Source organism: Kitasatospora sp. NPDC094015 (assembly GCF_040304075.1).
Classification (GTDB): domain Bacteria; phylum Actinomycetota; class Actinomycetes; order Streptomycetales; family Streptomycetaceae; genus Kitasatospora.
In genome coordinates this window covers 157,020-169,720 of record NZ_JBEOUL010000007.1, presented here as the reverse complement: position 1 = coordinate 169,720, position 12,701 = coordinate 157,020, and the positions used below count along the sequence as shown (strand labels likewise).

The following is a 12,701-nucleotide window of genomic DNA, read 5'->3' as shown; positions in this document are numbered from 1 at the left end:
ACCCCAGGCATTCTTCCGGCCCGGCCTGCATCGCGTCGAATGTACGCAAGATGTGTCGATACAGGTTGCACCGCGTCAAATCGGTACCAACCAGTCCGGATCGGACACGATCCACCGGGTGTTCGCAGCCCGGGGGCCACCCTACCGGCCGGGGCCGACGCTCTCCCGAATCCGTGTCCGGATGCGACGTGGATCACCGTCGGCCGCACCGTACACGGTTTCAGGCGGCCTTGGCCCAGAGGATCAGAGTGTGGTCGGCCGGGCCGAAGGAGGGGCGGTCGTGCTCGGCGCGCGCCGGCGTGAGCGGCGCGGACTGGAGCAGTGCGCCGTCCACCCGGTAGCCGGCCGCCTCGGCGATCCGCCGGAGTTCGCCGGCCTCGGCCAGGTTCGCGGCCACCGCCACCACCCGGTCCGGCCGCCGGGCCACCACGGCCCGGACCAGGTCGGCGCCGCCGGACCCGACCAGGACGGCGTCCGGCTCCGGCAGGCCGCCGAGCGCCTCGGGCCCCTCCCCCTGGACCACCTCGACCTCCGCCGCGTGCCGCCGGGCGGCCAGCACGAGCCGGGCGCAGGCGGCGGGGTCGGGCTGCACCGCGACCGCCGCGGCGCCCAGGCGGGCGGCGTCGACCGCGACCGCGGCGCCGCCGGCGCCGATCGTCCAGACCAGGTCGCCGGGGACCGGGCCGAGCCGGGCCAGGGCCAGCGCGCGGACCTGCGCGGGGAGCTCGGACTCCGCGTCCTCGGCGCCGGGAGCAGCATCCGCCCCCGCGTACGCCGGGGCGGGCAGGGCCCAGCCGTGCTCCGGCGCGGGGAAGCTCACCGGGCGCCCGGCGAGCCACCCGGCCGCCTCTGTCCCGGCGAGGGGCTGGCCGCCGCCGATCACCAGCACCACGCTCGGGTCGCGCCAGTCGCGGTCGGGCACCCGCTCGGAGGTGAGGACGGTGACGTCCTCCTCCGGGGTGCCGAGCGCCTCGCAGACCACGAAGGTCCGGGGCACGCCGTGGAGCATCAGGGCGAGTTCGGCGGGGCCGGCGTCGGCGGTGGTGAGGACCGCGACCTTCGGATTGGCCCGGCAGATGTTGGCGGCGCGGCGCAGCCGGCCGCCGTGCGCGGAGACCACCTGGGCGTCCTCCCAGGCCATCCCGGCCCGGGCGAAGGCGGTGGCGACCGAGGAGACCGCCGGCAGCACCTCGAGTTCCAGCCCGTACTCGGGACGCCGCAGGGTGCGGACCACCCCGAAGAAGCCCGGGTCGCCCTCGGCGACCACCACGGCGCCGCCGCGGTGCTCGGCCAGCCGGTTCGCGGCGTCCGCGATGCTGCCGAGTGCGATGCGTTCGGCGTCCGCCGGTACGGGCAGCGCGTTCAGTTGGTAGGGCGCTCCCGCGACCAGGGTCGCCCCGGCCAGGGCGGAGGCCGCCGCCTCGGTGAGTGGGGTTCCGTCCCACCCGATGACCGTGATCCGGTCAGCCATCTGCGGCTGTTCTCCCTCGTCCGTCCACCCCTCGGGCGGCCTGCCCCGGCGCGCCCCAGGAGAGGCTACCCGGTGTGCTCCGCCCGACGCAGGACCGGGCGCCGCGCGGGCCGGCGGTCAGTCCCGCAGCAGGTGGTGCTGCTCGGCCCAGTCGGGCTGGAGGCCTTCCAGGTCCTCGGGCAGCAGGCTCCAGACGATCAGGTCTGACCTGCTCCCGGCGGCCGTACGGGCCGGCTGGCCGGGGGCGCGGTCGTCCCGGACTATCCAGGCGCTGCGCAGCACGCCCTCGCTGATGCAGCCGGTCTTCTGGGCGACCTGCTGGCCGGCCGTGTTGCCGGCGGCGGTGCGCAGCTCCAGGCGGTGGAAGCCGCGGTCCTCGAACAGCCACTGGGCGACGCCGAGCACGGCCTCCGGGGCGTAGCCCTCGCCGCGGGCCCAGGGGGCGGTGATCCCGGTGAGTTCGGTGGAGCGCAGCCGCCAGTCGGTGTCGCGCAGTTCGACCCGGCCGACCACGCGCTGGGTGAGGTGCTCGGTGACCACGAAGCCGATGCCGCGGCCCTCGGCCCGGCGGGCCGGGGCCAGGCGGCGGATCCACTCCAGCGCGTGCGTCTCGGTGAAGGGTTGCGGGACGGCCGTCCAGGCGTTGACCTGCTCGTCGGCCATCATCGCCACCAGGCTGGGGGCGTCGGCGTCCGCGGGCGGGCGCAGCAGCAGCCGTTCGGTGCTGATGGCGGTCTCGGGGAAGCTCGCTGCCATTGCCGTCTCTCCTCGCCGGGTCGTCGACGCACGGTACGCCGCGCCCCTCCTCGGGCGTGCCAGGGTACCCGCTGTCCCGCGACGGTCCGTCAGGTACGCCGCCGTTGTGACGACGGCTCGTCAGATTCGTCCCCGGCGGCGCCGTCCCCCCTGCATACTGCCCGACCGGGCCCCCGCCGTGGTGCGGCGGGGGCCCGGTCACGGGGCTGGGCGGGCGGCTCAGAAGGCCGGGGTCACCGAGCCCTGGAAGGTGTCGGCGATGTACTTCTTCACCTCGGGCGAGTGCAGCAGCTCGGCCAGCTTCTTGACCCGCGGGTCGGCCTCGTTGCCCTTCTTGACGGCCAGGATGTTGGCGTACGGGTTGCCCTCGGCCTTCTCCAGCAGGATGGCGTCGGTGGCGGGCTTGAGACCGGAGTCGAGGGCGTAGTTGCCGTTGACGACCGCGGCGTCCAGGTCGTCGAGGGCGCGCGGCAGCTGGGCCGCCTCCAGCTCCTTGAACTTGAGGTTCTTCGGGTTGCTCGCGATGTCCTGGACGGTCGCGGCGGTGCCGGCGCCACCCTTGAGGGTGATGAGGTTGTTGTCGGCGAGCAGCTTCAGCGCCCGGCCCTCGTTGGTGGCGTCGTTGGGGACGCCGACCTGGGCGCCGTCCTTGAGGTCGCCGACGGCCTTGGCCTTCTTGGAGTACACGCCGAGCGGCTCCAGGTGCACCGGCTCGACGGAGACGATGCCGGTGCCGTTCTTCTGGTTGAAGTCCTCCAGGTAGGGCACGTGCTGGAAGTAGTTGGCGTCCGCGGAGCCGTCCTGAACGGCCGTGTTCGGGGTGACGTAGTCGCTGACCACCTTGATGTCCAGCTTCAGGCCCGCCTTCTCGGCCAGGTTGTCCTTCACGTACTGGAGGATCTGGGCGTGCGGGGTGGGGCTGGCGACGACGGTCAGCGCCTTGTTCGGGTCGGCGGAGGCGCCGGCCGGCGAGGAGCCGGAGCTGCCGCAGGCGGCGAGCGAGAGGGCGAGGCCGGCGGTGGCGAGGACGGTGGTGGTCTTCAGGACGTTACGCACGAAAAGTGCCTTTCTGCGGGGTTGCGGTCGGCCGCCCGGACCGTCGGGGACGGGCCGGCGTGCGGCCGGGTTCTCGCCGGGCCCTGGGTCGGGCCGGCGGGGTCGGTGGGGGGCGGGTCAGCGCCCGGCGAGCTCGTCGTCGGCGCCGCGCCGGCGGCCGAACAGCAGGCCCAGCGGGCTGGGGTAGGAGCCGCGGTGGGCGAGGTGACGGGCGATCCGGTCGCCGACCAGCTGGAGCACCGTCACGATGACGACCAGCTCGGCGACGATCACCCACATGAAGGTGGTCTGGAAGCGCAGGTAGCCGTAGCGGTAGGCCAGGTCACCGAGGCCGCCGCCGCCGACGGTGCCGGCCATCGCGGAGTAGCCGATCAGGGCGATCACGGTGGTGGTGACCGAGGCGACCAGGGCCGGCAGCGCCTCCGGCAGCAGCGTCTTGCGGACGATGGTCCAGGTGGAGCCGCCCATCGACTGGACCGCCTCGACCAGACCGCCGTCCACCTCCCGGACCGAGGTCTCCACCAGCCGGGCGAAGAACGGGATGGCGCCGACGGCGAGCGGTACGGCCGCAGCCTGCCAGCCGAGCGAGGTGCCCACCACCCAGCGGGTGAACGGGATCAGCGCCACGATCAGGATGACGAACGGGATCGAGCGGCCGACGTTGACGATCACGCCGAGCACCCGGGCGACGGGCACGTTCTGCAGCAGCCCGCCCTTGTCGGTGAGCACCAGGAACAGGCCGATCGGCAGGCCGATCACGATGGTCGCGGCGGCGGCGATGCCGACCATCCCGAACGTCTCCCAGGTGGCGGGCCACATCAGGTCCTGCATCTGGTCCCAGGTCAGGGTGTTGCTCATGCCACCGCTCCGTTCGCCGCGAGGACGTCCACCTGCAGGCCCTGCTCGCGCAGGAAACCGATCGGCACCACGTTGTCCTGGTGGCTGCCGGGCAGTTCGACCCGCATCCGGCCGACCATCCGGCCGGCGATGGTCTCCACCGCGGCGCCCAGGATGTTGATGTCGATCTGGTAGGTGCGAGCCAGCTGGGAGATGAACGGCTGGGCCGGGGCGTCGCCCTGGAAGGTGACCTCGACGACGGTGTGGCCGGGGTGCCCGGAGCCGAAGTCGCCGAGCGGGAAGAGGTCCCGGGCGAGCTGGGAACCCTCGGTGGCGAGCAGGTCGTTCAGCGCGCCGGACTCGACCACCCGGCCGCCGCGCATCAGGGCGGCCGAGTCGCAGACGGACTTGATGACGTCCATCTCGTGCGTGATCAGCAGGACGGTCAGGCCGAGCCGCTGGTTGAGCTCGCGCAGCAGGTGCAGGATCGAGCGGGTGGTCTCCGGGTCGAGCGCCGAGGTGGCCTCGTCGGAGAGCAGCACCTTGGGGTCGCCGGCCAGCGCGCGGGCGATCCCGACCCGCTGCTTCTGACCGCCGGAGAGCTGGCTCGGGTAGCTGCGGGCCTTGTCGGCGAGACCGACCAGGTCGAGCAGTTCGGCGGCGCGGCGGCGGCGGGTGGTGCGGTCCTGGCCGATGATCTCCAGCGGGAGCTCGACGTTCTCCTGCACGGTGCGCGAGGCGAGCAGGTTGAAGTGCTGGAACACCATGCCGATCCGGCGGCGCGCCTCGCGCAGTTCCCGGCCGGCCCGGTGCTCGCTGCCGGCGAGCGCGGTGAGGTCGAGACCGTCCACGGTGACCGTGCCGGAGCTGGGCCGCTCGAGCATGTTGACGCAGCGGATGAGGGTGGACTTGCCGGCACCGCTGGTGCCGACGACGCCGTAGACCTCGCCCTCGCGGACGTGCAGGTCGACGCCGTCGAGGGCGGTGACCTCGCGGCCCCGGGAACGGTAGACCTTCCTCAGGTCCTTGGTGGTGATCACAGCTGCTTCCGTTGTTCGTGGGCGGACGGCCTAGTGGCCGGAACGCCGGTGGCGGTCAGCGGCATGCCGGGCACGCCGGTGCAGGGTGAAGAAGGGGGGTCGGTGCGATCCGCACGTCGATCGTCGCCGCCGGGCGGCCGGGACGCGCGCGGGCATGGCCCTCACGGGTCATCAGTGACCGGTGGGCGGGTACGCCTGGACGGCGCGGAAGGGGTTACTCGCTTCGGGGCGCGAGCGGGGGGACGGTGGCCCTCAGCGGTGACACATTCGACGGCACAGGCATCGCTCACCTGCCGGCGCGGTGCCGGTGGGGATGCATGTCGTCGTCGCAGTCATGGAAGCAAGTAAATCAGACATATGGGCAGGGTCCCAATGAACAGGACCAGCTGTCCGAAATGCGGACACGACCCTTGTGCGGCAAGGCCGACGGCGCCCGACCTCGGGGAGGTGGGGCGCCGTCGGCGGAGCTGGAACGGGGTCGCGGCGGGGCGCTGCGAGGCTCTGGCGGGAGGGGTCAGGCGGCCAGCGAGGTGGCGACCGGCTTCTCCAGCGTGACGATGCTGAGCCGGCGGCTGACCTCCCGCACCGCGGTCTGGCGGTAGCCCTGGCGGGCGTACAGGCGCAGGTTGGCCAGGCTGCGGTGGCCGGTGAACAGCGCGAACGCGCTCACCGCGGACTCGGCGGCCAGGCTGCGCTCCACCGCGTCCAGCAGGCGGCGGCCGAGGCCGTGGCGCTGGATCCGCGGGTGCACCACCAGCCGGCCGATGTGGCCGACGCCCTGCTCGTCCACCCAGCCGCGGACCGTGCCGACGACCTCGTCGCCGAGCCGCGCCACCAGGACGTGCCGCTCGGCGATCTCCTCGCGGAGGCTGTCCAGGCTCTGCGTCAGTGGATCGATCGACCAGTCCGAGTACAGCTCGGCCTCGCCCTGGTACCCGAGGTACTGGAGCTTGAGGATCTGCTCCGCGTCCTGCTCGTTCGCCGCCGAGATGCTCACACTCATGCCCATGTAAGGGGCCTCCCCATGGATCGTGCCCGGCGCGACGAGTGAGGGTCTCGCACCGGCCGCCTGCCGAGGTGTTCCCGGACGGGGATCTGCCCGGTCCGGGGGTAGCGCACGCCGCGCCCCTCCGGACGGCGATGCCGCCCGCCGGACCGGACCAGCGCTCACGCTCAGTATCCGGAACCACGGGCGACCGTCAAGAGCGACGTTCGCCACCGCTCTACCCAGCCGCCGCCCGCTCTCAACCTCCCGGCCGCCCGACGTGGCGAGCGTCACTCAACCTTCACCGGCCCGCCAGTCCTCCCGCCGGGCCGCCAGCAGCACCCGCAGGCAGCCCAGGCAGCGGGATCTGGTCGGGCCGAGCGAACCGCGCGGCAGCCCGAGGCGGCCGGCCAGCTGCTGGTACGTCAGCTCCGGGGAGCCGGCCAGAGCCGCCAGCAGCTCGGGACAGCGGCCGGGGAGGGCGGCGAGGGCCCGGCGCAGGGCGCGGTGCAGCTCGGTACGGGAGTGGTGCTCGGCCGGGCCGAGGTGACGCTGCGTCACCGTCGGGACGGGGGTCTCGGCGGGGGCGGCGCGGGCGGCGAGCGCCTCCCGGACGGCGAGGCCGCGGAGCCAGGCGGCGGGGGCGGGGGTGGCCGGGAGGCGGCCGGCTTCGGCGCGCTCCAGGGCGGTGAGCCAGACCGACTGCTCCAGGTCGTCGGGGTCGGCGCCGCTGCCGCGGGCGAGGGCGGCCAGGAAGGGGAGCAGGGCGGGGCGGAGGGCGGCGACGGGGATCACAGCCGGTATGACGGTGGGGTGGGGTGGTGGACACGGGTGGGGGGCGGGTTCCACCCGCACGGGGGCGGGGGCACGCGCAGGGCACGGGACGGGAAGGGAGGGGAATGCGCGCGGCCCCTGCCAGGGGGTGGGCAGGGGCCGGGCGGTGGTGGGGAGGGGGAGGTCAGGGGGTGAGCCAGGACTGCTGGGTGGCGAGGTCGGCCTTGAGTTCGGCAAGCTGGGTGGCGACGGCGGTGGGGGCGGTGCCGCCGCGGCCGTTGCGGGAGGCGATGGCGCCGTGGACGCTGAGGACGGAGCGGACCTCGGGGGTGAGGTGCTCGGAGATCTCGGCGAACTCCTGGTCGGTCAGGTCGGCGAGCTCGATCCCCCGAGCCTCGCAGGTCTTCACGCAGGCGCCGGCGACCTCGTGCGCGACCCGGAACGGGACGCCCTGCTTGACCAGCCACTCGGCGATGTCGGTGGCCAGCGAGAACCCGGCCGGGGCCAGCTCCTCGAGGCGCTCGCGGTGCACGGTGAGGGTGGCCATCATGCCGGTGAAGGCCGGCAGCAGGACCTCCAGGGTGTCGCAGGAGTCGAAGACCGGCTCCTTGTCCTCCTGCAGGTCGCGGTTGTACGCGAGCGGCAGCGCCTTGAGGGTGGCGAGCAGGCCGGTGAGGTTGCCGATCAGGCGGCCGGACTTGCCCCGGGCCAGCTCGGCGATGTCCGGGTTCTTCTTCTGCGGCATGATCGAGGAACCGGTGGAGAAGGCGTCGTGCAGCGTGATGAAGCCGAACTCCTTGGTGTTCCAGATGATCACCTCCTCCGCGATCCGGGAGAGGTTGATCCCGATCATCGCCGTGACGAAGGCGAACTCGGCCACGAAGTCCCGCGAGGCCGTGCCGTCGATCGAGTTGCCGACCGAGCCGCGCTCGAAGCCCAGCTCGGCGGCGACCGCCTCCGGGTCCAGCCCGAGCGAGGAGCCGGCCAGGGCGCCGGAGCCGTACGGGGAGACGGCGGTGCGGGTGTCCCACTGGCGCAGCCGCTCGGCGTCCCGGCCGAGGGCCTGCACGTGCGCGAGGACGTGGTGGGCGAAGAGGACGGGCTGCGCGTGCTGGAGGTGGGTGCGGCCCGGCATCGCGGTCTCCGGGTGGGCCTCGGCGAGGCCGACCAGGGCGTGCTGCAGGTCGAGCAGCAGACCACCGATGATCTTCGCGTGGTCCCGCAGGTACATCCGGAACAGGGTGGCGATCTGGTCGTTGCGCGAGCGGCCGGCCCGCAGCTTGCCGCCGAGGTCGGCACCGAGCCGCTCCAGCAGGCCGCGCTCCAGCGCGGTGTGCACGTCCTCGTCGGCGACCGTGCCGGTGAACGCGCCGGAGTCGACGTCGGCGAGCAGCCGGTCGAGGCCGGCGAGCATGTCCGCCAGCTCGCCGTCGGTCAGCAGGCCGGCCCGGTGCAGCACCTTGGCGTGCGCCTTGGAACCGGCGATGTCGTAGGGGGCCAGGCGCCAGTCGAAGTGCACCGAGGCGGAGAGCCTGGCCAGGGCCTCGGAGGGGCCGTCGGCGAATCGCGCGCCCCAGAGGCGGACGTCGGCGGGCTGGTCGGCGGGCATCGCTCGGGCTCCTTCAGCTGTGCGGCGGGAGGGGAGGTCCCGGCTGCCGGGGGTGACAGCCGGGACCGGGTGGAGATGGCTCAGGCCAGGTCGCGCCGGGCCGCGATCTTCGAGGAGAGGCCGAAGATCTCGATGAACCCCTTGGACATCGACTGGTCGAAGGTGTCGCCGGTGTCGTAGGTGGCGAGGTTGAAGTCGTACAGCGACTGGTCGGACCTGCGCCCGTTGACCACCGCGCGGCCGCCGTGCAGGACCAGCCGGATGTCGCCGGAGACGCTCTGGTTGGCCTCGTGGATGAAGCCGTCCAGCGCGCGCTTGAGCGGGGAGAACCACAGGCCGTCGTAGACCAGTTCGGCCCAGCGCTGCTCGACCTGCCGCTTGTAGCGGGCGAGTTCGCGCTCGACGGTGACGTTCTCCAGGGCCTGGTGGGCGGTGATCAGGGCGATCGCGCCGGGGGCCTCGTAGATCTCGCGGGACTTGATGCCGACCAGCCGGTCCTCGACCATGTCGAGCCGGCCGACGCCCTGGGCGCCGGCGCGCTTGTTGAGCTCCTCGATGGCCTGGAGCACGGTGACCTTGCGGCCGTCGATCGCGACCGGGACGCCGGCCTCGAAGGTGATGACCACCTCGTCGGCCTCGCGCGGGGTGGCGGGGTTCTGGGTGTACTCGTAGACGTCCTCGATCGGGGCGTTCCAGATGTCCTCCAGGAAGCCCGTCTCCACCGCGCGCCCGAAGACGTTCTGGTCGATCGAGTACGGGGACTTCTTGGTGGTCGCGATCGGCAGGCCCTTGGCCTCGGCGAAGGCGATCGCCTTGTCCCGGGTCATCGCGTAGTCCCGCACCGGGGCGATGCACTTCAGGCCCGGGGCCAGCGAGTTGATGCCGACCTCGAAGCGGACCTGGTCGTTGCCCTTGCCGGTGCAGCCGTGCGCGACGGTGGTGGCGCCGTGCTTCTGCGCGGCGGCGACCAGGTGCTTGACGATGGTCGGCCGCGAGAGCGCGGAGACCAGCGGGTACTGGCCCTGGTAGAGGGCGTTGGCCTTGAGCGCCGGGAGGCAGTACTCGTCGGCGAACTCGTCACGGGCGTCCGCGACCTCGGCCTCGACCGCGCCGCAGTCCAGCGCGCGCTGGCGGATCTTCTCGAGGTCCTCGCCGCCCTGGCCGACGTCGACGGCGACGGCGATGACCTCGGCGCCGGTCTCCTCGGCGATCCAGCCGATGCAGACGGACGTGTCCAGACCGCCCGAGTAGGCGAGTACGACGCGCTCGGTCACGGCTTTCTCCTTCACGAAAGGTAACGAACAGGGCAGGGGAACGGCGCTGTGCGGGATCCCATGCGGCGTTAGGCATAAGTATGCATCACCGCGTATGAAACGCCAAACAGCGTTTTCTGGGCCGGAGTGCGGGGTGCTGCGGGCGGAGTGCGGGGTGCTGCGGGCGGAGCGCGGGGCCGCTACTGGACCTTGGCCTGGGCCAGCTGCATCAGGTGGTCGGCGAGCGCCTGGCCGCCGGCCGGATCGCGGCTGATCAGCAGCACGGTGTCGTCGCCGGCGATGGTGCCGATCACCTCGTACACCTCGGCGGCGTCGATGGCCGAGGCGAGGAACTGCGCGGCCCCGGGCGGGGTGCGCAGCACCACGAGGTTGCCGGAGGCGGTGGCGGAGACCATCAGCTCGCCCGCCAGCCGGGCCATCCGGCCCTCGCTGGCGGACTCGCCCATCGGTGCCCGCGGCGTGCGGTCACCGCCCTCGGCCGGGACGGCGTAGATGAGCGCGCCGTCCCGGTTGCGGATCTTCACCGCGCCCAGCTCGTCCAGGTCCCGGGAGAGCGTGGCCTGAGTGACCACCAGCCCGTCGTCGGCCAGCAGCTTGGCCAGCTGGCTCTGCGAACGGACGGGCTGACGGGTCAGCAGGTCCACGATCCGCCGGTGGCGCGCGGTGCGGGTCTGCGGGACCTGCGACGTCGGCCCGGCGGCGGACTGGTCGGAGTGGGGAGCGGTCATACGATGATTCTCCTGGACTGCGCTCAGCTGTTCGCGTCGGGGGCGGGCTCCCGCACCGACCGGAGGATCTCCGGCAGTGCGGCCAGGAAGGTGTCCGCGTCCTGCTCGGACAGCACCAGCGGCGGCACCAGCCGGACCGCGTCCGGGACGGCCGCGTTCACCAGGAAGCCGGCCCGCTGGGCGGCGGCCTGCACCTGGCCGGCCACCGGCTCGGTGAGCACGATGCCCAGCAGCAGGCCGCTCCCGCGGACGTGCGCGACCAGCGGGTCGCCGAGCGCCTCGACGCCCGCGCGGATCCGCTCGCCGAGCTTGGTGGCGTGCTCCAGCAGGCCTTCGGACTCGATGGTGTCGAGCACCGCCAGCCCCGCCGCGGCGACCACCGGGTTTCCGCCGAAGGTGGTGCCGTGATGGCCCGGGTGGAGCAGCTCGGCCGCCGGTCCGAAGGCGACCGCGGCGCCGATCGGCAGACCGCCGCCCAGGCCCTTGGCCAGCGTGACGACGTCCGGCTCGACCCCGTCCAGGGCCTGGTGGGCGAACCAGTGGCCGGTGCGGCCGATGCCGGTCTGGATCTCGTCCAGGACCAGCAGGGTGCCGGTGGCGCGGGTGATCTCGCGGGCCGCGCGCAGGTAGCCCTCGGGCAGCGGGACGGCGCCGTTCTCGCCCTGGATCGGCTCCAGGAACACGGCCGCGGTGTCGGTGGTGACGGCCGCCCGCAGCGCCTCCACGTCGCCGAACGGGACGTGCTGCACCTCGCCGGGCAGCGGACGGAACGGGTCCTGCTTGGCGGGCTGGGCGGTGAGCGCGAGCGCACCCATGGTGCGGCCGTGGAAGGCGCCCTGGACGGAGACCAGTCCGGTCCGGCCGGTCAGCCGGCTGATCTTGAACGCGGCCTCGTTGGCCTCGGCGCCCGAGTTGCAGAAGAACACCCGGCCCTCGCGGCCGAACAGCCCGAGCAGCCGCTCGGCGAGCCGGACGGTCGGCTCGGCGATGAACAGGTTGGAGACGTGGCCGAGGGTCGCGATCTGGGCGGTGACCGCCTCGACCACCGCCGGGTGGGCGGTGCCCAGCGCGTTCACCGCGATGCCGCCGACCAGGTCCAGGTACTCCTTGCCGTCGGCGTCCCAGAACCGGGCGCCGGCGCCGCGCACCAGGGGGATCCGCGGGGTGCCGTAGTTGTCCATCAGGGCGTGCTGCCACCGCTCGGTGAGCTCGGTGTTGCTGCCGGTCATGCCAGTCCCCCCAGTACGGGCGCCTCGTCGTCGGGGACGACCATGGTGCCGATTCCTTCGTCGGTGAAGATCTCCAGGAGCAGGCTGTGCTGCACCCGGCCGTCCAGCACGCGGGCGGTGCCCACGCCGGAGCGCACCGCCCGCAGGCAGCCCTCCATCTTGGGCAGCATGCCGGTGGCCAGGGTCGGCAGCATCTCCTCCAGCTCGGTGCCGGTGAGCTTGCTGATCACGTCGTCCGACTCCGGCCAGTCGCGGTAGAGGCCCTCGACGTCGGTGAGGATCACCAGCATCTCGGCGCCCAGCGCCACCGCCAGCGCGGCGGCCGCGGTGTCCGCGTTGATGTTGTAGACGTGGCCGTCGGCGCCGCGCGCGATCGAGGAGATCACCGGGATCCGGCCGTCGCCGATCAGCGCCTTCACCGCGCCGGCCTCGATGTTGACGATGTCGCCGACCAGGCCGATGTCCACCTGCTCGCCCTCCACCACGGCGTACCGCTTGACGGCCGTCATGGTGTGGGCGTCCTCGCCGGTCATCCCGACCGCGAACGGACCGTGCGCGTTCAGCAGGCCGACCAGCTCACGCTGCACCTGACCCGCCAGCACCATCCGCACCACGTCCATGGTCTCCGGCGTGGTCACCCGCAGACCCGCGGTGAACGAGGACTCCAGGCCCAGCTTCTCCAGCTGCGCGTTGATCTGCGGGCCGCCGCCGTGCACCACGACGGGGTGCAGTCCGGCGTACCGCAGGAAGACCACGTCCTGGGCGAAGGCCGCCTTGAGGTCCTCGTCCACCATGGCGTTGCCGCCGAACTTGATCACGATCGTCTTGCCGTGGAAGCGCTCCAGCCAGGGCAGCGCCTCGATCAACGTGCGGGCCTTGGGCAACGCGGTGTTGTTGCGGGCCTGTTCGCCCTTGGGTGCGATCTGCACGGTGTCCCCCGGA

At 73.0% G+C, this 12,701-nt stretch carries 12 protein-coding genes; all 12 read right to left on the bottom strand.

The window, feature by feature from the left end; genetic code table 11:
• Positions 1-220: 220 nt before the first annotated feature.
• The gene (cbiE, locus tag ABT014_RS11800; protein WP_350638535.1) at positions 221-1,471 is read right to left on the bottom strand and encodes a precorrin-6y C5,15-methyltransferase (decarboxylating) subunit CbiE; all 1,251 of its coding nucleotides are present in this window, start codon (positions 1,469-1,471) and stop codon (positions 221-223) included.
• A 117-nt stretch (positions 1,472-1,588) separates the two neighbouring features.
• Entirely contained in the window at positions 1,589-2,227 is a 639-nt protein-coding gene (locus ABT014_RS11795; RefSeq protein WP_350638534.1) for a GNAT family N-acetyltransferase, read from the bottom strand.
• A 219-nt stretch (positions 2,228-2,446) separates the two neighbouring features.
• Positions 2,447-3,283 (bottom strand): MetQ/NlpA family ABC transporter substrate-binding protein, encoded by an 837-nt coding sequence (locus tag ABT014_RS11790; protein ID WP_350638533.1) that lies wholly within the window; start codon positions 3,281-3,283, stop codon positions 2,447-2,449.
• A 117-nt stretch (positions 3,284-3,400) separates the two neighbouring features.
• On the bottom strand, positions 3,401-4,129 hold the full coding sequence (locus tag ABT014_RS11785; RefSeq protein WP_350638662.1) for a methionine ABC transporter permease: 729 nt from the start codon (positions 4,127-4,129) through the stop codon (positions 3,401-3,403).
• 8 nt (positions 4,130-4,137) lie between these two features.
• On the bottom strand, positions 4,138-5,160 hold the full coding sequence (locus ABT014_RS11780) for a methionine ABC transporter ATP-binding protein (RefSeq protein WP_350638532.1): 1,023 nt from the start codon (positions 5,158-5,160) through the stop codon (positions 4,138-4,140).
• 514 nt (positions 5,161-5,674) lie between these two features.
• Positions 5,675-6,169 (bottom strand): GNAT family N-acetyltransferase, encoded by a 495-nt coding sequence (locus ABT014_RS11775; protein WP_350638531.1) that lies wholly within the window; start codon positions 6,167-6,169, stop codon positions 5,675-5,677.
• A gap of 270 nt (positions 6,170-6,439) precedes the next feature.
• A complete protein-coding gene (locus ABT014_RS11770; RefSeq protein WP_350638530.1) occupies positions 6,440-6,940 on the bottom strand; it encodes a sigma-70 family RNA polymerase sigma factor in 501 nt (166 codons plus the stop codon).
• Positions 6,941-7,103: 163 nt separating this feature from the next.
• Positions 7,104-8,528 carry an argininosuccinate lyase gene (gene argH, locus ABT014_RS11765; protein ID WP_350638529.1) on the bottom strand — a complete coding sequence of 475 codons (1,425 nt, stop codon included), beginning with the start codon at positions 8,526-8,528 and terminating at the stop codon, positions 7,104-7,106.
• 80 nt (positions 8,529-8,608) lie between these two features.
• The gene (locus ABT014_RS11760) at positions 8,609-9,802 is read right to left on the bottom strand and encodes an argininosuccinate synthase (RefSeq protein WP_350638528.1); all 1,194 of its coding nucleotides are present in this window, start codon (positions 9,800-9,802) and stop codon (positions 8,609-8,611) included.
• A 179-nt stretch (positions 9,803-9,981) separates the two neighbouring features.
• Positions 9,982-10,530, bottom strand: coding sequence for an arginine repressor (locus ABT014_RS11755; RefSeq protein ID WP_350638527.1), 549 nt, complete (start codon positions 10,528-10,530; stop codon positions 9,982-9,984).
• Between the two features lie 23 nt (positions 10,531-10,553).
• Complete coding sequence (locus tag ABT014_RS11750; RefSeq protein WP_350638526.1) at positions 10,554-11,759, bottom strand: acetylornithine transaminase; 1,206 nt, start codon at positions 11,757-11,759, stop codon at positions 10,554-10,556.
• Entirely contained in the window at positions 11,756-12,688 is a 933-nt protein-coding gene (gene argB, locus ABT014_RS11745) for an acetylglutamate kinase (RefSeq protein ID WP_350638525.1), read from the bottom strand. Before argB ends, ABT014_RS11750 begins: the two co-directional genes overlap by 4 nt.
• Positions 12,689-12,701: the final 13 nt, after the last annotated feature.